General features: G+C 74.2%; 22 protein-coding genes. 8 read left to right on the forward strand and 14 right to left on the reverse strand.

Going from position 1 to position 19284, the window contains the following annotated elements; translation table 11 throughout:
• Window positions 1–98: 98 nt before the first annotated feature.
• Window positions 99–1352 carry an alpha/beta fold hydrolase gene (locus FB558_RS01195; RefSeq protein WP_246106193.1) on the reverse strand — a complete coding sequence of 418 codons (1254 nt, stop codon included), beginning with the start codon at window positions 1350–1352 and terminating at the stop codon, window positions 99–101.
• A gap of 55 nt (window positions 1353–1407) precedes the next feature.
• Between FB558_RS01195 and FB558_RS01200 the strand changes: the two genes are divergently transcribed.
• Window positions 1408–1818, forward strand: a complete 411-nt coding sequence (locus FB558_RS01200) for an OsmC family protein (protein ID WP_170231144.1) — start codon at window positions 1408–1410, stop codon at window positions 1816–1818.
• Between the two features lie 6 nt (window positions 1819–1824).
• On the opposite strand, the gene FB558_RS01205 is transcribed toward FB558_RS01200, so the two are convergent.
• A complete protein-coding gene (locus FB558_RS01205; protein WP_142047282.1) occupies window positions 1825–2784 on the reverse strand; it encodes a LysR family transcriptional regulator in 960 nt (319 codons plus the stop codon).
• Window positions 2785–2858: 74 nt separating this feature from the next.
• Between FB558_RS01205 and FB558_RS01210 the strand changes: the two genes are divergently transcribed.
• Window positions 2859–3719, forward strand: coding sequence for an EamA family transporter (locus tag FB558_RS01210; protein ID WP_142047284.1), 861 nt, complete (start codon window positions 2859–2861; stop codon window positions 3717–3719).
• Between the two features lie 12 nt (window positions 3720–3731).
• Here FB558_RS01210 and FB558_RS01215 read toward each other — a convergent pair whose 3' ends face one another.
• From FB558_RS01215 to FB558_RS01240, 6 genes are all read right to left on the reverse strand, one after another.
• Window positions 3732–5072, reverse strand: coding sequence for a PP2C family protein-serine/threonine phosphatase (locus tag FB558_RS01215; RefSeq protein ID WP_142047286.1), 1341 nt, complete (start codon window positions 5070–5072; stop codon window positions 3732–3734).
• Window positions 5073–5146: 74 nt separating this feature from the next.
• Window positions 5147–5872, reverse strand: coding sequence for an ABC transporter ATP-binding protein (locus FB558_RS01220; RefSeq protein ID WP_142047288.1), 726 nt, complete (start codon window positions 5870–5872; stop codon window positions 5147–5149).
• Entirely contained in the window at window positions 5869–6627 is a 759-nt protein-coding gene (locus FB558_RS01225; protein WP_211365953.1) for an ABC transporter ATP-binding protein, read from the reverse strand. The genes FB558_RS01220 and FB558_RS01225 overlap by 4 nt, the downstream gene beginning before the upstream one ends.
• Complete coding sequence (locus tag FB558_RS01230; protein ID WP_142047290.1) at window positions 6624–7607, reverse strand: branched-chain amino acid ABC transporter permease; 984 nt, start codon at window positions 7605–7607, stop codon at window positions 6624–6626. Before FB558_RS01230 ends, FB558_RS01225 begins: the two co-directional genes overlap by 4 nt.
• Entirely contained in the window at window positions 7604–8467 is an 864-nt protein-coding gene (locus FB558_RS01235; protein ID WP_142047292.1) for a branched-chain amino acid ABC transporter permease, read from the reverse strand. The genes FB558_RS01230 and FB558_RS01235 overlap by 4 nt, the downstream gene beginning before the upstream one ends.
• Window positions 8468–8472: 5 nt before the next feature.
• Window positions 8473–9699 (reverse strand): ABC transporter substrate-binding protein, encoded by a 1227-nt coding sequence (locus FB558_RS01240; protein ID WP_142047294.1) that lies wholly within the window; start codon window positions 9697–9699, stop codon window positions 8473–8475.
• 150 nt (window positions 9700–9849) lie between these two features.
• Between FB558_RS01240 and FB558_RS01245 the strand changes: the two genes are divergently transcribed.
• Entirely contained in the window at window positions 9850–10524 is a 675-nt protein-coding gene (locus FB558_RS01245) for an MBL fold metallo-hydrolase (RefSeq protein ID WP_142047296.1), read from the forward strand.
• Between the two features lie 124 nt (window positions 10525–10648).
• Here the strand turns inward: FB558_RS01245 and FB558_RS01250 are convergent, their stop codons facing one another.
• From FB558_RS01250 to FB558_RS01260, 3 genes are all read right to left on the reverse strand, one after another.
• The gene (locus tag FB558_RS01250) at window positions 10649–10939 is read right to left on the reverse strand and encodes a DUF3040 domain-containing protein (RefSeq protein ID WP_142047298.1); all 291 of its coding nucleotides are present in this window, start codon (window positions 10937–10939) and stop codon (window positions 10649–10651) included.
• A 12-nt stretch (window positions 10940–10951) separates the two neighbouring features.
• Window positions 10952–11455, reverse strand: coding sequence for a hypothetical protein (locus tag FB558_RS01255; RefSeq protein ID WP_142047300.1), 504 nt, complete (start codon window positions 11453–11455; stop codon window positions 10952–10954).
• Window positions 11456–11635: 180 nt separating this feature from the next.
• Window positions 11636–12130 carry an SPFH domain-containing protein gene (locus FB558_RS01260; protein WP_170231145.1) on the reverse strand — a complete coding sequence of 165 codons (495 nt, stop codon included), beginning with the start codon at window positions 12128–12130 and terminating at the stop codon, window positions 11636–11638.
• Window positions 12131–12719: 589 nt separating this feature from the next.
• Between FB558_RS01260 and FB558_RS01265 the strand changes: the two genes are divergently transcribed.
• The 3 genes from FB558_RS01265 (at window position 12720) to FB558_RS01275 (ending at window position 15193) form a co-directional block, all read left to right on the forward strand.
• Window positions 12720–14213: a potassium/proton antiporter gene (locus FB558_RS01265; RefSeq protein WP_246106469.1), complete on the forward strand. Its 1494-nt coding sequence runs from the start codon at window positions 12720–12722 to the stop codon at window positions 14211–14213.
• 341 nt (window positions 14214–14554) lie between these two features.
• A complete protein-coding gene (locus FB558_RS01270; RefSeq protein WP_142047306.1) occupies window positions 14555–14827 on the forward strand; it encodes a hypothetical protein in 273 nt (90 codons plus the stop codon).
• A 24-nt stretch (window positions 14828–14851) separates the two neighbouring features.
• Window positions 14852–15193, forward strand: coding sequence for a cupin domain-containing protein (locus FB558_RS01275; protein WP_142047308.1), 342 nt, complete (start codon window positions 14852–14854; stop codon window positions 15191–15193).
• 22 nt (window positions 15194–15215) lie between these two features.
• Here the strand turns inward: FB558_RS01275 and FB558_RS01280 are convergent, their stop codons facing one another.
• A complete protein-coding gene (locus tag FB558_RS01280; RefSeq protein ID WP_211365956.1) occupies window positions 15216–15827 on the reverse strand; it encodes a TetR/AcrR family transcriptional regulator in 612 nt (203 codons plus the stop codon).
• 40 nt (window positions 15828–15867) lie between these two features.
• On the opposite strand from FB558_RS01280, the gene FB558_RS01285 reads away from it, so the two are divergent.
• Window positions 15868–16284, forward strand: coding sequence for a RidA family protein (locus FB558_RS01285; protein WP_142047312.1), 417 nt, complete (start codon window positions 15868–15870; stop codon window positions 16282–16284).
• On the opposite strand, the gene FB558_RS01290 is transcribed toward FB558_RS01285, so the two are convergent.
• Window positions 16285–17748 carry an HNH endonuclease signature motif containing protein gene (locus FB558_RS01290; protein WP_170231146.1) on the reverse strand — a complete coding sequence of 488 codons (1464 nt, stop codon included), beginning with the start codon at window positions 17746–17748 and terminating at the stop codon, window positions 16285–16287. It abuts the gene before it with no gap.
• Window positions 17749–18233: 485 nt separating this feature from the next.
• Here FB558_RS01290 and FB558_RS01295 point away from each other — a divergent pair, with 485 nt between their 5' ends.
• Complete coding sequence (locus FB558_RS01295) at window positions 18234–18458, forward strand: hypothetical protein (RefSeq protein ID WP_142047316.1); 225 nt, start codon at window positions 18234–18236, stop codon at window positions 18456–18458.
• A 28-nt stretch (window positions 18459–18486) separates the two neighbouring features.
• On the opposite strand, the gene FB558_RS01300 is transcribed toward FB558_RS01295, so the two are convergent.
• A complete protein-coding gene (locus FB558_RS01300; protein ID WP_142047318.1) occupies window positions 18487–19272 on the reverse strand; it encodes an SDR family oxidoreductase in 786 nt (261 codons plus the stop codon).
• Window positions 19273–19284 lie beyond the last annotated feature (12 nt).

Raw genomic sequence — 19284 nt, forward strand, 5'->3', positions numbered from 1 at the left:
ACCGACCTCCCCACGACCACGGCATACGGCTGGGAAGGATCAGCGACTGTCGGCTTGGCCGGGGGCCGGCAGCCGGGGCCGGAGGCCGGGGGCGGGGGTCAGACGGCCGGGTGGTGGCGGGGGGCCCAGCGCTCGGCGGCCAGCGCGGCCGCGATCATGCGGCCCAGGTGGCCGGACGCGCCGCGACGCGGGAGGGCGGCGATGCGGGGGGCGAGGGCCGGCAGGCGGCGGTGAGCGCCCTCGGCCGCGGCGTGGGCGACATGGAGCGCGGCGAGAACGTGGGTGTCCAGGGCGCTGTGGCCGAGGGCGGGCAGCGGCACGAGCACGGCGCCGGGTATCCGCTCGACGACCTCCTCGGCGCGGGGGCGCGGGGTGCGCAGGTCGCGCTCCCCGGAGACGACGGCGGTGGGCCAGTCGAACGCGCCGATCGAGGTGGGGAGGTCGTAGGGCTCGCCGGTGAACGGTGGGTTGCGCGCCGCCGCCGGCGCGAAGACGACCTGCGGGTCGAGGGGGTGCCCGTCCGGCGGAGCGCCGTAGTCGAGCTCGCCGTAGCTGATGCCGCCGACCAGGTCGGGCTCCACCAGGAAGCGGGTGCCGGGGCCGTCGACCTCCCGCGGCCCGAGGCTCGCGACCCACTCCCACGTGCGGACCGCGCGGCCCTCCCGCACTCCGTCGAGCAGCCGCCCCAGCACCCGGGGGCCGCCGAACTCGTACACGACGGGCACGACGGCGCCGGCGCTCTCGGGGATCACCAGCCCGTCCGCGAGGAGCGCGCGCAGCAGCGCCGCGACGCGCGCGGTCTCCGCCGTCGCCCCGTCCCAGAGCAGCCCGCGCTGGTGGGCGCGCACCAGCGGCAGGTCCCGCGGGCCGAACATCGGCGAGTCGAGCACCATGCCGGCAACGCGGTCCGGGTGCTGCACCCCGAAGCCCTGGGCCAGGTAGGTGCCGTAGGACGAGCCGTAGACGACGGCGCGGCGCACGCCCGCGTGGTCGAGCACCGCGGCCAGGTCGGCCACCACCTGCTCGACGGTGACGGCCACGAGCGGCAGGTCGCGACCCGCGTCGTCGCACCGGGACAGGCCGATCCCGCGGTGCTCCACCATGATCACGTCGAGGCCGCGGGCCGCGGCCAGCCGGCGCAGCGACCGGTAGGGCAGGACGGACGCGACGCCGGGGCCGCCGGGCAGCACCAGCACCGGTGTGCCGCCACGCGGGCCGGTGCGGACGTAGGTCAGGTCGAACTCGTCCGGCCCGTCGGGTGTGACCGGTCGACGCACCCGGTGCCCGTACGGCTCCGCCGCGAGGCGCCGGGCCCACGCCTCGGCCTGCCCGCTCCCCCGCAGATCCCCCACACGTGGTCGACGAACGAGCCGCGACCACGGTTCCCCGGCGCTCTACGCTGGCCCGGTGGGAGAACCGAACGTCTGGTCCGTGGCCCGCCTGCCCACCCCGGAGAGCGAGGCGGCGGACCTGAGCGTCAACGGGTTGGAGCTGAGCTGCGCGGTGCCCGACGCCGCGGGGTCCGAGCCGGCGGGCGCCACCCCGTTCGGCCTGCTCGCCGCGTCGCTCTCGTCCTGCACGGCGATGTCGGTGCGCACGTTCCTGGTGCGCTGGCGGATCGACCCCGGCGCGGTCACCGTGCGCGTCGGCGTGTACCAGAGCACGCCGCCGATGCTGGACCGGCAGGTCACGGTGGCCGCCGAGGTCGGGCCCGACCTGCGCGAGCAGCTGGCCGGCGTCGTCGACAGCACGCCGGTCACGGTGCTCCTGCGGGACGCGATGACGATCCGCACGGTGCTGACCACGGGCGCGAGCTGAGCCGGGTCACCGGTAGGTGTGTCGGTGCGGCACCGACTCGTCGTGCTCCTGGTCGCCGCCGTCGACCAGCGGTGGCGGTGACCCGCCCACGGCGGTGAGCGCCGCCAGCCCGCGCGCGATCGCCTCCTGCCCCCTGCTCCCCCTGCGCACGCAGGACAGCACCAGCCGGGTCGGTGCGCCCCGCAGCGGGATCCGGACGACGCCGTGGTGCGCGGGGATCGGCGCGAGCCGCGGCATCAGGCACACCCCGAAGCCGTGCGTGACGAGCGCGACGACCCCGTTCCACTCCTCCGCGCCGTGCGTGATGCGCGGGCTGAACCCGGCGGCGCTGCAGGCGGCGAGGACGATCGCGGAGTCGGCACCGCGGTCGGCGCCGACCCACTCCTCGCCCGCGGCATCGGCGAGGTCGACGACGTCGGCGGCCGCGAGCGGGTGCCCGGCGGGCACCACCAGGTCGAAGGGGTCGTGCAGCAGCGGCTGCTGGTCGAACCGCGGGTCGTCGCGCGGGGGCGCACCCGGCGTCGGAAGGACCACGGCGATGTCCGCGGCCCCCGCGAGCAGCAGCTCGAAGCACTCCGCGTTGCCCGCCTCGGTGACCTCGACGGCGAGCGGCGGGGACGCGTCGCGCAAGCGGGCGGCGGCGGGGGCGAGCAGGCCGGCGAGCGCGGTGGGGAACGCGCAGAGCCGCAGGCCGGCCGCGCCGGCCCGGGCGGTGGCGACCTCGCCGAGCACGCGCTCCCACTCCGCGTAGAGGCGGTCGGCGTGCCCGACCAGCACCCGCGCCGCCGGGGTCAGCCGGACGCCGCGGCCCACCCGTTCCAGGAGGGTGACCCCGACGTCGTGGCCGAGCAAGCGGATCTGCTGCGAGACGGCCGACGGGGTGAGGTGCAGCGCCGCGGCGGCCGCGGTCACCGTGCCGTGCTCGTCGAGCATCCGGAGGACGTGCAGCCGCCGCAGGTCGATCATTCAGCCAAGGCTACAAGGTATGACCCGAGAAACCGTAGATGGACGTTGATACGCCGGCGGGGGACGGTGGCGTCATGACCCGCACCCCACCCGCGTCCCTGCTCGTGCTGGGCAGCGTGGTCAGCGTCCAGGTGGGCCAGGCCGTCGGGAAGCAGGCGTTCGACCTGGTGCCGCCCGCCGGTGTCGTGACGCTGCGGCTCGGGTTCGCGGCGCTCGTCCTGCTCGCGCTGTGGCGACCCCGCCTCCCCGCCGACGCCCGCTCGGCCGGCCTGGTCGTCGCCTTCGGCACCGCGATCGCGGGCATGAACCTCGTCTACCCCGCGCTGGCGCACCTCCCGCTCGGCGTCGCGACGTCGCTGCAGCTCCTGGGGCCGCTCGCCGTCGCCCTGGCCGGCTCGCGGCGCCCCCGCGACATCGGGTGGGCCCTGCTCGCCTGCGCCGGCGTCCTGCTGATCGGCAACCCCGCGGGCGGGCCGCTCCCGCTCGCCGGTGTGCTGCTCGCACTCGGGTCCGGTGCGGCCATGGGCGCGTACCTGCTGCTGAGCCGCCGGGCAGGCGCCGCGACGAACGACGGCTCCACCCTCGCCCTCGCCGTGGCATGGGCGGCGGTCGTCTCGCTCCCGTTCGGGATCCCGGCGGGCGGCACCGACCTGCTGCGACCGCAGGTGCTCGCCGTCGGGCTCGCGGTCGCGGTGCTCTCGGCCGCGCTCCCCTACTCCCTCGACCTCGCCGCGTTGCGCAGGCTGCCCCCGCGCACCGTCGGCGTGCTGGAGAGCCTCGAACCGGTCGTCGGCGCACTGGCCGGTCTCCTGCTGCTCGCCGAGCTGCTGGGCCCGGGTCGGTGGCTCGCGATCGCCTGCATCACGGCCGCCTCGGCGGGCGCCGTCGCATCGGCCCGCCCGGCCCGCTCACCGAGCGTTCCCGCACCCACGTGAGCGCGGGGACGGTCACGGCGTGACGTCGGGGTCGGGCTCGGCGAACGGCTCGGCGGGCAGGCGCAGGGCGAGCAGCGCGACGTCGTCGGTGCCGTCCGGTGCCAGCCGCTCGACCAGCTGGTCGCAGAACTCGCCCAGGTCGTGGCGCGCCAGGGCGGAGGCGTGCTGGCGCAACCGGGTCAGACCGGCGTCGATGGGCTCGCGCCGGTTCTCCACGAGCCCGTCGGTGTAGAGCAGGACGGTCGCGCGGGCGGGCAGCGGGTGCAGGGCGTCGTGCCGGACCGCGTCCGGCTGCACCCCCAGGATCATCCCCTCGCCGCCCTCGAGGTAGGTGGCCTGCCCGTCCTCGGTGACCAGGAGCGGCGGCGGGTGCCCCGCGCTCGTCCACCGCAGCTGGTGCGGACCGCCCACCGGGCCCTCGATGCGGGCGAACACGAGCGTGGCCATCCGCGCGTCGCTGACGTGCGTGGCCGCCTGGTCGAGCCGCCGCACGATCGCGTGCGGCGGCTCCGTGCGGTCCCAGGCCAGCGCGCGCAGCATGTTGCGCAGCTGGGCCATGCGGGCCGCGGCCGGCAGGTCGTGACCGACGACGTCGCCCACGACCATCGTGGTGACGCCGTCGGGCAGCAGGAACGAGTCGTACCAGTCGCCTCCGACGTGCGCGACGGCGTGCGCCGGCCGGTAGCGGGCGGCCAGCTGGATGTGGTCGACGTCCGGGAGGGCCGGCAGCAGGTGGCGCTGCATCGTCTCCGCGACGCGGCGCTGCGCGTCGAACAGCTGCGCGTTGTCGACGGCGAGGCCGGCCCGTTGCGCGAGGTCCGCGGCCAGCTCGACGTCCTCGGCGTCGTAGGGCGGCGCGGGGTCGCGGCGCACCAGCGTGAGCGCGCCGAGCACGCGGCGGGGCGTGCGCAGCGCGGCGACCACGGCGGAACCGGCGCCCAGCTCGTCGAACAACCCGTGCTGGGCGGCCATCAGCGGCGAGTCCGGGACGGCGGCGAGCTCGTCCGCGCCCAGCAGGACCGGCGCGCCGCCGCGCAGGACCTGCGCCAGCGAGGAGGCCGAGCCGTCGGGCACCGGCGGGAGCGGCCGCTCGTGGGCCCCCTCCGGGGCGCGCTCGGGATCGCGGTGCACGACGACGGCGCGCCGCAGCTCCTGGGCGCCGTCGTCGTCGAGGAGGTCCACGACGACCCAGTCGGCCAGGCGGGGCACCACGAGGCGCGCCAGCCGCCGCAGTGCCTCGTCGACGTCGAGCGTCGAGCCGAGCACGGTGCCCACCTCGCCGACCAGCTGCAGCCGTGCGATCACGCGCTCCAGCGCGGCCATCTCGAGCGCGAGGCCGTTGACCGTGCCCATGTCCGCAAGCCCCGTCCGTCGTCGTGTGCCCGGAGGGTACGTCGCTCGGGAGGGGGACAGCGTGACCCCGCGGCTCAGGCCACCCCGAGCAGGCGGTGGGCGGTGGCGGGGTCGCGGCGGAACTCCGGGGTCGGCACGCGGTGCACGAGCACGCCCTTCTCCATCACCGCGATCTCCCCGGCCACCGCGAAGGCCAGGTGCAGGTCCTGCTCGACGAGCAGCACCGCCACCCCCTCGTCGCGCAGCGTGGCGACCACCCCGGCGACCTGGTCCACGACGGCGGGCGCGAGGCCCTCCGACGGCTCGTCGAGCAGCACCAGCCGCGGGCTCGTCAGCAGCGCCCGCGCCACGGCGAGCATCTGCTGCTCCCCTCCCGAGAGCTGCCCGGCGTAGTGGCGGCGGCGCTCGGCCAGCCTCGGCAGCAGGTCGAGCACCGCGCCGACCGTCCAGGCGCCGGGCCGGGCCGCGAGCGCGAGGTGCTCGGAGACCGTCAGCGTGGCCCACACCCGCCGCCCCTGCGGCACCAGCGCCACCCCGGCGCGGGCGATCCGGTCCGGGCGCTGCCCGGCCAGCTCGCGACCGTCGAGCCGCACCGAGCCCGCGCCCGCCGGCACGAGCCCTGCCAGGGTCATGACCAGGGTCGACTTCCCGGCCCCGTTGCGGCCGAGCAGGCCCAGCACCTCGCCTGCGGCCAGGTCGAGGTCGACGCCGTGCAGCACGGTGCCGCGGTCGTAGCCGGAGACCAGGCCCCGGACCTCCAGGACGCTCGGCGCCGACGACTCGCTCGCAGGCTCGCTCATGCCTCGAACAGCTCCTCGCGCCGGCCGGTACCGAGGTAGGCCTCGCGCACCGCCTCGCTCGCGCGCACCTCGTCGGGCGAGCCGGACAGCAGCACGCGCCCGAGGTGCAGCACGGTGACGGCGTCGGCGAGTGCGAACACGACGTCCAGGTCGTGCTCCACGAACAGCACCGTGATCTCGCGCGGCAGCGCGGCGAGCAGCGCGACCAGCCGGGCGCTCTCCGCAGGCGACATGCCGGCCGCGGGCTCGTCGAGCAGCAGCAGCGACGGCCGGCAGGCCAGCGCGAGCGCGACCTCCAGCTGCTTGCGCTCACCGTGCGACAGGGCCGGGACGGCGACGTCACCCCGCTCGGCGAGCCCGACCTCGGCGAGCAGCTCCTCGGCGCGGGCCCGCAACGTCGGGCGGCGGCGCGGGAGCAGGCCGATGCGCCCCCCGTCGTGGCGCTGCACGGCGAGCAGCACCGTCTGCGCCGCCGACATCGAGCCGAAGAGGCTGGCGTGCTGCATCGTCTGGCTCATGCCGAGCCGGCAGCGGGCCACCTCCGAGAGCCGGGTGACGTCGCGGCCTGCCAGCTCGACCGTGCCCCCGTCTGCTCGCATCGTGCCGGTGACCAGCGTGAACAGCGTCGACTTGCCGGCGCCGTTGGGGCCGATCAGGGCGTGCCGGGCTCCGGTCGCCACCGTGAGGTCGACGTCGTCGACGGCCGCGAGCGCGCCGAACGAGCGGCGCAGCCCCGCGCACCGCAGGGCGTTCACCGACGCCTCCGCAGGCGGATCCCCGCCACCCCGCGCGGCAGCAGGTAGACGGCCAGCACGAACACCGCGCCGAGCACCAGCGTGCCGTGTCCGCCGAGGCCGGGCCCCAGCGCGTCCCGCACCAGGATCACCAGCGCCGCGCCGAGGCACGCCCCCCACAGCGACCCGGCGCCGCCGATGATCACCGCCAGGAGCGCGAACGACGCCGTCAGGAAGCCGAGGTCGGGCAGCGCGACGAACCGCGCCTGCGCTGCGAGCAGCGAACCCGCGAGCCCGGCGACACCGCCGGCCAGCACGAAGACGCCGTACTTGTAGAGCGCGGTGGGGTAGCCGATCGCGCGCATCCGCGGCTCGTTGTCCCGGATCCCCCGCAGCGCGTCGCCGAACGGCGAGCGCGCCACCAGCCAGAGCACCGCGATCCCGGCCACGAACACCGCGAGCACGTACCAGTGGACGAACCCGGCGTTCGTCAGCGGCTCCCCCGCGACCCGGACCGCCGGGATGCCGGTGAGCCCGTTCGCGCCGCCGGTGACCGAGTCCCAGGTGTTCGCGACCTGTTGCACCGTCTCGCCGATCGCGAGGGTGAGCATGAGGAAGAACACGCCCGCGCTGCGCACCGTGATCCACCCGGTCAGCGCGGCGGCCACCGCGCCGACCGCCGCACCGACCAGCAGCGGCACCGGCGCCTCCGCGGTCACGTTGATCGACACCCACCCCGCGGCGTAGGCGCCGGACCCGAAGTAGGCCGCGTGCCCGAGCGACGGCAGCCCGGTGACGCCGACGAGCAGGTCGAGGCTGGCGGCGAACAGGGCGAACACCAGGATGCGGGTGAGCGTGGTGGTGGCGAACGGGGCGAGGAACAGCGGCACCGCGGCGAGCGCGACCAGCACGGCGACCACGGCGACCGCGGCCACGGTGCTCCGGCCGCGCGGGGCCCGTGGCGCTGTCGCCGGGGCGGCGGGCACGTCCACGGCCGTCACCGGGCGCCCACCGACGCCGGCCCGCCGAACAGGCCCTGCGGGCGCAGCACCAGCACCACCGCGAGCGCGGCGAACAGCACGAACGAGGCCAGCTCGGGGAGCAGCACGCGCCCGAGGGTGTCGACCTGCCCGATGATCAACGCCCCGACGAGCGCGCCCCGCACCGAACCGAGCCCGCCGATCACGACGACCACCAGCGCGAGGATGAGCACGGTGGCGTCCAGGCCGGGGCGCGCGCCGTAGATCGGCCCGCCGAGCACTCCCGCCGTGGTGGCCAGCAGCGAGCCGACGGCGAACACCGTGGCGGTGACCAGGCGGTTGTCGATGCCGAGCGTCGCGACCATCTCGCGGTCCGCGACGGTGGCCCGCACCAGCGCGCCCACCCGCGTCCGCTCCACCACCAGGTGCACGACGAGCGCGAGCACCGCGCCCACGCCGATCAGCACGAGCCGGTAGGTCGGGTACACCGCACCGAGCACCGTCACGGAGCCGTCGAGCCCGGGCGGGGCGGCGGCCGACAGCGGGTCGTCGCCGAACGTGATGATCAGCAGCTCCGCCACGACGAACGCCACGCCGAGCGTCAGCAGCGCCTGGTCCAGGTGCGAGCGCCTCCGCAACGGGGCCGTCATCAGTGACAGCAGCCCACCGGCGACCAGCCCGCCCACCGCGGCGATCCCGAGCGCGGCGAGGAACCCGCCCCAGCTGCCGGACAGCGCCGCCCCGAGGTAGGCCCCGCCGAGGAACAGCGCGCCGTGGGCGAGGTTGAGCACGTCCATCATCCCGAACACGATCGAGAGCCCCACGGCCAGGATGAACAGCAGGAACCCGATGGCGAGCCCGTTGAGGACGCTGACGAGCATCGGGCTCAGGCCGCGGCCGGCTGGCTCTGCGGGCCGAGATCGGCCACCACGGCGTTGACCAGCCTGCCCCCGACGTTCTCGACCCGACGCAGGTAGATGTTCTGCCGCGGTGTCTGGTTGTCGAACGTCCACGGGCCGCGCGGGCTGTCCTCGATCGTGCCGACGCTGCCGAGCGCGGCGACCAGCGCATCCCCGTCCAGGCCGGTGGCCGTGCGCAACGCGCGGTTCAGCACGTTGGCCGCGTCGTAGGTCTGCACGGCGAAGCAGCTCGGCGCCTCGCCGTGCGCGGCGGTGTAGGTCTCGACGAACGCCGCGTTCTCCGGGTTGTCCAGCTGGTCGCTGTAGTGCAGCGTCGTCTGGACGCCCAGCGCGGCGTCGCCCTGCTGGGGCAGCACGTTGCCCTCGGTGAGGAAGCCCGACCCGTACAGCGGGATGGAACCGGCCAGCCCGAACTGCGCGTACTGCTGCACGAACGTGATCGCCTCCGCCCCGGAGAAGAAGCAGAACGTGGCCCGCGCGCCCGAGTTCTGGATGCTCGTGAGGAACGGCTGGTAGTCCGACGTGGTGCCGAACGGCGGCGTCGCGCTGCCGACCACCCGGCCGCCACCCGTCTCGAACGCCCGGGTGAAGCCGGTGATGACCTCGGTGCCCGCGGCGTAGTCCGGCGCGATCGCGAAGACGCCCTCGGCGAACCCCGACTCCGCCAGGTGCGTGCCCATGGCGGCGGCGACCTGCGCGTTGGTGAAGGAGCTGCGCCAGACGTAGGGCGTGCGGCCCGCTCCGGTGACGTCCTCGGCGCCGGCGTTGGTGACGATCAGCAGCTTGCGCGCCTCGGACACCACGTCCCGCACGCCGAGCGCGGTGGCCGAGTTGACCAGGCCCACGACGACGTCGACGCCGTCGCTCTGCAGCACCTTCTGCACGGCGGGGACGCCGGTCTGCGGGGTCTCGCCCTCGTCGGCGATCACGGTCTCGACCGTGTAGTCCCCGAAGCGGTTGCCGTTGCCGTCGAGCCAGAGCTGCCAGCCGCGCTGCATGTCGGTGCCGAGCGCCGCGTACACGCCGGACTGCGGCACCACCAGCCCGACCCGGACCGACCCGCCGCCCCCGCCGGCGTCCCCGCCGTCGGAGCCGCCCACGCTGCTGCCGCACGCCGACAGGACCGGGACGGACGCCGCCGCCCCGAACAGGCCGAGCAGCCGCCGTCGGGTGATCATGTGGTGGTCGAGCATCGCGGACAGCTCCTCGTCGAACTCGTCACGCCCGGGTGGAACGTCGACGGATCGTCGTCGAGCGGCGGATCCGCTGTCAACGACCCGGGTGAACCGGGCACATCCCCGCGACCCGATCGTGACAGCCCGTCCGCGGACTAGTCTGTTCCGGTGGACGTCCTCGACAGCTACTCCGGCCACGTCGACCCGGGCGGCGCCGCGATCCGCCGCGACCTCGACGCCCTGAGCATCACCAAGATCTCCGTAGGCCCGATGGACAACAACGCCTACCTGCTGGTGTGCCGCGCCAGCAACGAGGCGCTGCTCATCGACGCCGCGAACGAGCCCGACCGGCTCGCCGACCTCGTCGGCGCCGACGACAGCCGGCCGGAGCTGAACCACCTGGTCACCACCCACCGCCACCCCGACCACTGGCAGGCCCTCGGCGCCGTTGCCGGGATGTTCCAGACGCGCCAGATCGCGCACCCCCTCGACGCGCCCGAGCTGCCGATCCCCATGGACGAGCTGGTGGATCAGGGTGACACGGTCGGATTCGGGGAGATCGAGCTCGAGGTCGTGCACCTGCGCGGGCACACGCCGGGCTCGATCGCGCTGGTCTACCGCGGTGACGACCGGCCGCACGTCTTCACCGGCGACTCGCTGTTCCCGGGTGGGCCGGGCAAGACCGCGGGCCCCGCCGAGTTCGGCTCGCTCATGGACGACCTGGAAGAGCGGATCTTCGGCGTGCTTCCGGACGAGACCTGGGTCTACCCCGGCCACGGGGACGACACGAGGCTCGGCGTGGAACGCCCGCATCTCGGCGAATGGCGCGAGCGCGGGTGGTGATCCCGCGTCCGATCGGGGTCGCCTGCGCGTAGGCGGCCCGAACAGCGACTGCAACGCCGTCCGGCGCGTTGTGATCAACCCTGCCCAGCGGCTCGGAGCCGATCTGCACGAGCTGTGCGCGCCGTCAGGGCCTCCCCGTCGCCCGCGAGGCGCTCACCAGCCATGGCACGATCAGCGCTGCGGTGAGGATTCCCAGCCCGACGGCCCCCAGCTCGAGGACGTGCGGATGCACGACGACCAGCGTGAGGAGTGCGAGGATCAGCAGGCTGGTGTGAGCCCGCGACAGTGGGAACCGCTGCCCGAACGAACCCCCTGGACGTGCCTGGGTGAACGCTGCGGCAAGCTCGGGGTCCTTCTCACCCAGGTCGTTCTCGATCCCGGCCAGGATCTGCTGTTCGCGTCGTGAAAGCGACATGTCGACCTCCGATCATCCGCCGTCGGAATGTGCCCGGGCAGCTACCTGGAGCGCTTCAGTCGATTTCGGGCGGCGTTGCGGGTGGATGAAGCTGAGCAGTCGGCGAACCGCCTCCGGGTCGTCGTCGAGCTCGATTCCCACGGGCGGTCTGGCGGGGCCGTCGCACTCACCGGTTGCCCACCGCACAACCTCCTCGACCGGCGGCACGAGGTGCAACGGAGTGGCCCCGGGGCCGGCGTAGTAGCTCAGAGGCGCGCTGGCCGCGCGGTGGGACAACGACCACCCGCGCGCTGGCCCCCAGCTCAACGTGCGGCCCGCGAGCTCGGGGCGGCCGGGGCAGTGCAGGAAGGTCAGCCGGATGTCGATCGGGTCGACGCCGCCGGGCTCAGCGGAGCCCTGCACGGCGCCCGAGAGCGGATCGCTCACCAACCGTAGCCGCCGGCGCCCGGCCTCGGAGAGCACGGCCAGCCGGTAGCCGTGCACCGCGGCGACGGCGTCCACGCCGAGCGCGGCCACCAGGGCATCGTTGTCCATCTCACCTGCCCCGAGGGTTCGACACCGGAGGAATGGTCCTGGGATCAGGGTGTCGGCCGTCAACCCGGGTGGCTATGGGGTCCAGCACCCATCTCCGCGTCCTGTGGGCATGTAGGCGGCTGCGGCACGGCGCCCACGCGGTGATGGGCCGCCGCTCTGTGATCACCCCAGCTCGTTCGCCCACCGGACGAGACCGGGGTCGACAGGCGTCTCGATCCGGCTGACCTGGACTTCGGTGATCTCGACTCCCCATATCCCGGTGCGAGCCGAGACCGCGTCGGACAGTTCTGGGAACCCGGTGGTCGGCAGGATCGCCAGCTGTGCGAGATCACGTTCCGCCAGACTCCGGCGCAGCTCCGCCTCCAGCACCCATTCGACTGCGGGCTCGGGGGAGGAAGCCATGGCATACCGCATCGCGTCCCGCACGAAGCCGATCGCGGCGGCGGTGACCGTGACCCGCACCGCGTCCCGGGTGGTGGCATCGAGCGATACGACGTCGTACCACTGGGCTCGCAACGGCACGCGCACCCCGCGGTCGAGCCAAGGGAGGACAGCCACCAGGCCGGGCCCACGCAGTCGCGCCCGGCGGCCCAGCCGGACGACCACCATCCGCTCGGCCACCCCGACCGAGCGCAGGGAGCAGGCGACCAGCAGCACGAGCCCCAGCCCGGCGAGCACCGCCGCAACCTGGAGCCCGGGAACGGCGACCTCACCGCCGATCCCGGTGGCTGTACCGCCCGGTCCCATACGCCACCGCCGCTCAGGCTCGAACTCCTCACCGGAACGGCTCCGAGTCTTCGCAGCGGGCCCGGGCCGCACCATCGGGGCCAGCACCCACATCGAGGGGGATCGGATATGCAGCGGAGCGTCGGAGGAAGGGGTAAGCCCCGATGGACGGAGGCGGCCGGATGCCGACGGTGACCAGATGAGCCTGCGAACCTGACCGGTCTCCGGTGCGAGCGGCAGTCGATGCCGCCGGCGCCCAGGACATCGACCTGGCGATCATGGACGTCGCGATGCCCCGACTGACCGGGATCCGCGATCACCACGCACCGGTAATGTCAGCGCTGGTCGGGAGGTTGAGGAGGTGTCAGGTGCCGTGGGTTCGCGGGCATCGACGCCTGGGGGGTGACCCGGTGTCTCTCGTGACTCCCGTTCTCTCGGCGCGCGCCCACACTGCGCAGACATCGTCGCCGCTCCTCGGGCGGGCCGCCCCGACGCAGCCCCCCGCCTTCGGCCCATGAGCCTGTTCGAGCTCTACCTCGTGCTGCTCGCCGGCGGGCTCGTCCTGCTCGCGGGCATCGCCGCGACCCGGCTGGCCACCCGCCTCGGGCTGCCCAGCCTGCTGCTGTTCCTCGCGCTCGGGGTCGCGATCGGCGAGGACGGGCTGGGCCTGCAGTTCGACGACGCCCAGCTCGCGCAGAACCTCGGTCTCGCAGCACTGGGCATCATCCTCGTCGAGGGCGGGCTCTCGACCCGCTGGTCCGACGTCCGCCCCGTACTCGCCCCAGCCGGCGTGCTCGCCGTGCTGGGCGTCGCGGTCAGCGTGGGCGTCACCGCCGCCGGCGCGCACTACCTGCTCGGCATCGACTGGCAGATAGCGCTGCTGCTCGGGGCGATCATGTCGTCCACCGACGCCGCCGCCGTCTTCGCCGTCCTGCGCGACCTGCCCGTTCCCCGCCGCCTCGCAGGTCTACTCGAAGCGGAGTCCGGGTTCAACGACGCACCCACCGTCATCCTAGTAACGCTGTTCGCCACCCAACCCCTGGCCGAAGGCGGGCTCGTCGGGGTCCTGGCCAACCTCGTCTACCAGCTGGCGGCGGGTGGAGTGATCGGCCTCGTGATCGGCAGGGTCGGCGCGGCAGGACTGCGCCGGGTCGCACTCCCCGCCACCGGGCTATACCCGATCACCGCATTCGGGCTCGGCATCGTCGCGTTCGCCGCAGCCGGGGCCGCCCAGGCGAGCGGGTTCCTCGCGGCCTACCTCGCCGCGCTCGTCATGGGTAACTCCGGACTCCCACACCGGGTCGCGACTCGCTCTTTCGCCGAAGGGCTCGGCTGGCTGGCCCAGATCGGGCTGTTCGTGCTGCTCGGGCTGCTGATCACACCGAGCGACCTGCCCGGCCAGCTGCTTCCCGCGCTCGTCGTCGGCGCGTTCCTCGCCCTCGTCGCGCGACCACTGTCCGTAGTCATCTGCCTGCTGCCGTTCCGGATTCCCTGGCGTCAGCAGGTGTTCGTGTCCTGGGCCGGCCTGCGCGGCGCAGTGCCGATCGTGCTCGCCACCATCCCGATCGTCACCGGTCTGCCCGGAAGCGACACAGTGCTCGACATCGTGTTCGTCGCCGTCATGGTGTTCACCCTCCTGCAAGGCCCGAGCCTTGCCCGGCTCGCGCGGCTCCTGCGGCTCTCCTCCCCGGCCGCCCGCGAGCTCGCGGTGGAAGCGGCTCCACTGGACACCCTCGACGCCGTGCTGCTGACCCTCACCGTCCCACCCAAGTCCCGGCTACACGGCGTTGCCATGCACGAGCTGCGACTGCCCGCGCTCGCGGTCGTCACACTGATCGTGCGCGGCGGGCACGCGTTCGTACCGGAGCGCGAAACCCGGCTCGTCACCGGTGACGAGGTGCTCATCGTCTCGACGACGCCGGCCCGCGAGGCGGCCGAGCGCCGGCTCCGTGCCGTGAGCAAACGCGGAAAGCTCGCCTACTGGTTCGGCGAGCGGGGCAACGCGAGCGGCTAGCGCGCGAGCACGGCGACGGCCGCTCCGTACAGGACGCGGAGCGGTCGTCGATGTGGAATCTGGTCAGGAAGGCCCTCTCCCTTCCCGGTCTGCCGTGGTCCTCGGAGATCCGGCAGTAGACAGCGGCTCGCGTCGTCATGCTCGGGGTTCCGGAGGAGTGAGTGTTCGGCACCCTGCCGACGAGACGCGGGCCTACCCCGGCCACGGGGCCGACGCCACGCTCGGAGCCGGGTGTGGTGTTGCTGCCCGAGGGGTGGGATCGCGAGCTGACCGGCGCCCGCGGTTGACCTCGACCCGAGTCGAGGTCCTACCGTGGTGATCCACGGGCTGAGGAGCAGGCAGTGATCGTCACCATCGCCAGGGTCACCGACCCGGACCGGTTCCTGGAGGTCTTCGAGACCGTCGGCGCGGAGAAGCGGCGGGAGCACGGCTGCCGGGCCGCCCGGGTCTACTTCGATCCCGACGACCCGCACCGGGCGTGGTCCGTCTTCGACTGGGACGCGGAGGACTACGAGGGGTTCCTCGCGGACCCCGAGATCCCGGCCATCGCACGGGAGCTCGGGCTCCAGGCGCCGCCCGTGCACGCCGTCGCCGCAGCCGAGCTCGACGCCTGACCGCTGCACGGGAGAGGTTCCGGCATGACTGTCCCACCCCCACGGGCCCGCGTGTTCAGCTCGGCGCTCGGCGACGACGCCGTCCGCTTCGGCGACCGGATCCTCATCGCGCCCGGCCTCGGCAAGGAGGCCGGCGGGGCGATGAGCGCCTACCCGGCGTTCTTCCACGCGGGAGCGCGCGCCGACCTGCCGGCCCCCTACGCGGAGGTCTGGGTGGTGCTCGGCGGAGCGCTGCGGGTGGGCGTCGGGAGCGACGCCGTGACGGTGCGCGCAGGCGAGTTCGTCCACGTGCCCGAGCAGACGCCCGGCGTCGTGGAGGCCCTGGAGGACACGACGATGGTCTGCGTCTCGGTCCCCGCCCACTGAGCCCTCACTCGACGGCGGCGCTTCAGAAGGGGGGCGGCCAGCCGCGTTCGACCGACGCGCGGCAGCGGTCGGGGCGGTCGCCCGCGCCGATGAACAGCGCGGTCAGCATCGGGGCGCCACCGTCGAGCGTCCGGCGGGGCAAGGGCCCGGTCGCGACCAGCGACACCAGGCCGTGGCCGATGACCCAGCTCCGGGTCGCCAGCTCCAGCGGGTCGGTGCCGGGCCGGAAGCGGCCGTCGTCCCGGCCCCGGCGGGCGGCCTGGACCAGGTACTCCAAGGTGGCGTCCGCGGCGGAGAGGTCCTCGAGGTCGACGGTCGCGTCGAACATGACCCGGTACAGATCGGGATGGTCCAGTGCGTTGCCGAGGTACGCGCCGACCAGGGCGGCCAGGTCCTGCACCGGGTCCTCGGTCGTCGCCACCGCCGCGAACCTCGTCGCCAGGCGGGTGAAGCCCTCCTGCCGCAGCGCCTTCCACAGGCCGTCCATGCCCCCGAAGTGGGTGTAGACGGCCATCGTCGACACCCCGGTCCCGGCGACCAGCGAGCGCAGGGTGAGGGGTTCACGGTCGCGGAGCATGCGCGCGGCGCGCTCGACGAGCAGGGTGCGGACCGCCGGGTCCCTGGTCCTCGCCACAGCGCGACGATACATAACATTGCCCTGCTATACATGGGGCATGCCCATCACCCTGGTCAACCCCGCCGGTCTGCCGCAGGTCGACATCTACCGGCAGGTGTCGGTCGCCACCGGATCGCGGCTCGTGTTCATCGCCGGCCAGGTCGCCCGCGACGCCGAGGGCCGCAAGGTCGGCGAGGGCGACCTCGCCGCCCAGGTCGAGCAGTGCTACCTCAACATCGCCACCGCGCTGGCCGAGGTCGGGGCCACGTTCGACGACGTCGCGAAGCTGACCGTCTACCTCGTCGACTGGACCCCCGACAAGATGCCGCTGTTCGCCGAGGGGGTCGGCCGGGCCGCCGCGAGGCTGGGCGTCACACCGGCCGCGCCGCTCACGGGGATCGGGGTCGCGGCGCTCGCCGAGCCCGACCTGCTGGTCGAGGTCGAGGCGACGGCGGTCATCGACGGCGCCGCCTGATCACGCGACGCGAGGGCCGCCCGGGGCGGCGTCGCGTTCCGCGGAACGCACTCCAGCCGCGGTCGGGGTCCGGCGGGGGAGCAGGGCGTCCAGGATCGGCTCCGGGTCCAGGCGCTCGCCGAACCAGTTCGGGGTCAGGGTGGTGCGCTCGATCCGCAGTCCGGCGCGGGTGTGCATCGCGATGAGGCGTTCGGTGTTGCCGGTCAACGGCGGCCCGGCCGTCGGGATGGGAGTGCCGTCGGGGCGCAGGAACCGCCAGCGGTCGGTCAGGCGGTGGATGCGGTAGCCGTGGTCATGGATCACGCCGTGATGGAAGGCGCAGACCAGGATCAGGTTGTCGATGTCGGTGCGACCGTGTGCCCACCAGGGGATGACGTGGTGGGCGTGCAGGTGGCGGGTGTGGGTGCAGCCGGGGAACTGGCAGCGCGCCCCGTCCCGGGCAGTCAGGGCGGCGATCTGGGCCGGTGAGGCGAGTCGGCGGGAGCGGCCGAAGTACATGCGGTTGCCGGTGCGGTCGTCCAGCAGGGCGTGGACGCGGGCGTCGCAGGCGAGGCGTTCCGCGGTGGTGGCGGGGAGTTCGGGGCCGCCTTGGAGGCGGGCGGTGCCGGTGGTGGCGTCCAGGTGCACGATCACCTGCGCCTGCCCCCGCTCGACCACCTCGTCCGGGCCTGCGGTGGCCAGGGCGAGGAGGGCGTCGGCGCGGCGGGCCGCGACCCGGTCGGTGGCCGGTCCGGGTTCCTGCTCGATCGCCCGCTGCTCCAGATCCGGCGGCGACGGCGACAGCGACGCTGTGGGTGTGAGGGTGGGGGTGGTCGAGGTGGGGGCGGGTGTCTGGGCTTCGATGGCGGCGATCAGGGCGGCGCCGGCGTCGGGGGTGAACCGGCCCCGCAGGACCAGGCATCCGTCGTGGTCCCAGTGCCAGGTCAGGCTGCGGCGGGCGGCGGTGTCGGCGGGTGGGGTGTGGCGGCGGCGCACCGCCGCGACGACGGTCTCGACGTGGCTGGCGGTGCCGGACAGGGCCAGGTTGAGCAGCACCTGTTCCGCGGTCTCCGCGTCTGCGACCCTCAGGAGCCGCAACTGCGGTTCCCCCGCGGCGATGGCGGCGGCGATCCGGGTGAGGGCGGCGGTGTCGGTGCCGGTGACCCGGGTCAGGGCCCGAACTTTGGAGTAGGAGATCCGGCCGGCGGCGAAGGCTTCGCTGATCTGGGGTAGGCGTTGCAGGGCGTGCGCGACGCGGAGGTGGTCGGTGGCGGTGCGCAGGCTCATCCCGGCCCGCCAGGACAACCAGTGCGCACACGAGCGGATCCCGGCCCCGGCCCAGCCGTCGCGGTCGTCGAACTCGGCCAGCACTTGCAGGAACCGGCATTCGGCGGCGGCGATGTGGCCCGCCAGGCTCAACAGCTCCGATTCGAGATCGCGGAGGTTCATGGCCTGTGACGGGGCGGGGAGCGCGGTGACCGACATGGCGATCCTCCGGGGGTGTGAGCGGGTGTTTCCCGTTGAGGATGGCATCGGGGCCTGACAATTCTGGCGTTGGTCGCGTTCCGCGGAACGCGACCGGGCGGACGGGCCGGGTCGTGGCAGCATGATCGATGCGAGTCGCACGTCAGGGCGTTTTCGGCCGCGCTGATGTGCTTCTCGTGCCCGCGCCACCGGGATGATCGTCGCGCCATTCTCGGCGATCACGGAATCGGTGCGTTCCGCGGAACGCGACGAATGCCTCCACGGAGATGCGTGAGGAGCGGGGGTGGGACGGGACCACAGCCGGGTGCGCAGGCACCCGGTGGTGACGCTCTCACGCACTACTGCGTTCGAACTCGACCCACGACCCCCTCGGGTGGAACCCGGACTTCACGCCGTTCCCACCTCCGGCGACCTGTCACCGCGCGTGGACGACCCGTCGTCGCGCCTGTCGGGCCGCTCCGGGCCGGTCGGGGCAGGGTCGGAGCATGCGCATCCAGCACGACGCCACCCTGACCATGAACCTCCAGGTCGAGCTCGCGCTGCCGCGGGAGGGACGCGAGGGCGGCGAGACGCTCGTCGTCGTCCTCCCGACCGGCGGCGACGGCGACCCCACGAGCATGGCCGACCGCTGGTCGTTCACCGTGGACGAGGCCGAGCAGCTCGGCGCCGTCCTGCTCGACGCCGCCCAGAAGGCCCGCGACATGGCCTGACCGCCCCCTGCGGGCCCGACGCGGCGCGTCAGGAGCCGCCCGCCGTGTCGGTGAAGCCGTAGTCGGCTGCCAGGTCCGCCACCGGGATCGTGCGACCGGCGTGCCGCGCCACCTGCGGGTCCTCCCAGAGCGCGCGCACCGCGCGGCCGGGGAACTCCACCGAGTCGGTGCCCGGCGGGACCTCGTCGCCCAGCGCGGCGAGGATCGCCTCGGTGCGCGTGAAGCCGGGCGATACGGCCAGCGCCGTGACTCCCCGCGGCCCCAGGTCGTGGGCCAGCGAGTGGGCCAGCCGACTGATCGCGTGCATGGCGAGGTCGTAGAACACGTGCCCGGCCAGCACGTCGTCAGCCGCCGTGTACCCGGTGAGGACACACAGCCCGCGCCGTTCGATCAGCAACGGCGCCGCGTGCCACGCGGTGACGAGATGACTGCGGACGCCGACGTCCACCATGTTGTGCCAGTGCTCCAGCGGGAGCGTCCAGAACGGGCCGCCGCGGAACGGCAGCGCGTTGCCGTTGCAGGCGTTGGCGACCAGCAGGTCGAGGCCGCCGTGGTCGGCGCGGATGCGGGCGAACAACGCCTCGACGGCCGCGTCGTCGATGTGGTCGAGGGGCACCGGGACGCCCTCCCCGCCGCGTGCGGTCAACTGCTCGGCGGTGTCCTCCACGGTGCCGCGCAGCTCCGAGAACCGGTGCCCGCGGCTCTCCCGGTCGGTGACGTAGACCGTCGCGCCCGCCTCCCCGAGCACGAGCGCGATCCCGCGCCCGACCCCGCGCGCGGCCCCCGTGACGACCGCGACCCGCCCGCTGCTCACGACGCGATGTCC

The organism is Pseudonocardia kunmingensis (genome assembly GCF_006716445.1).
Classification (GTDB): domain Bacteria; phylum Actinomycetota; class Actinomycetes; order Mycobacteriales; family Pseudonocardiaceae; genus Pseudonocardia; species Pseudonocardia kunmingensis.

Excerpts from the sequence above, each read along its gene's own strand:
- FB558_RS01205 (WP_142047282.1), bottom strand. The coding sequence starts at position 2,784 with ATGATCGACCTGCGGCGGCTGCACGTCCTCCGGATGCTCGACGAGCAC.
- FB558_RS01210 (WP_142047284.1), top strand. The coding sequence starts at position 2,859 with ATGACCCGCACCCCACCCGCGTCCCTGCTCGTGCTGGGCAGCGTGGTC.
- FB558_RS01215 (WP_142047286.1), bottom strand. The coding sequence starts at position 5,072 with ATGGGCACGGTCAACGGCCTCGCGCTCGAGATGGCCGCGCTGGAGCGC.
- FB558_RS01220 (WP_142047288.1), bottom strand. The coding sequence starts at position 5,872 with ATGAGCGAGCCTGCGAGCGAGTCGTCGGCGCCGAGCGTCCTGGAGGTC.
- FB558_RS01235 (WP_142047292.1), bottom strand. The coding sequence starts at position 8,467 with ATGCTCGTCAGCGTCCTCAACGGGCTCGCCATCGGGTTCCTGCTGTTC.
- FB558_RS01240 (WP_142047294.1), bottom strand. The coding sequence starts at position 9,699 with ATGCTCGACCACCACATGATCACCCGACGGCGGCTGCTCGGCCTGTTC.
- FB558_RS01250 (WP_142047298.1), bottom strand. The coding sequence starts at position 10,939 with ATGTCGCTTTCACGACGCGAACAGCAGATCCTGGCCGGGATCGAGAAC.
- FB558_RS01275 (WP_142047308.1), top strand. The coding sequence starts at position 14,852 with ATGACTGTCCCACCCCCACGGGCCCGCGTGTTCAGCTCGGCGCTCGGC.
- FB558_RS01285 (WP_142047312.1), top strand. The coding sequence starts at position 15,868 with ATGCCCATCACCCTGGTCAACCCCGCCGGTCTGCCGCAGGTCGACATC.
- FB558_RS01290 (WP_170231146.1), bottom strand. The coding sequence starts at position 17,748 with ATGTCGGTCACCGCGCTCCCCGCCCCGTCACAGGCCATGAACCTCCGC.
- FB558_RS01295 (WP_142047316.1), top strand. The coding sequence starts at position 18,234 with ATGCGCATCCAGCACGACGCCACCCTGACCATGAACCTCCAGGTCGAG.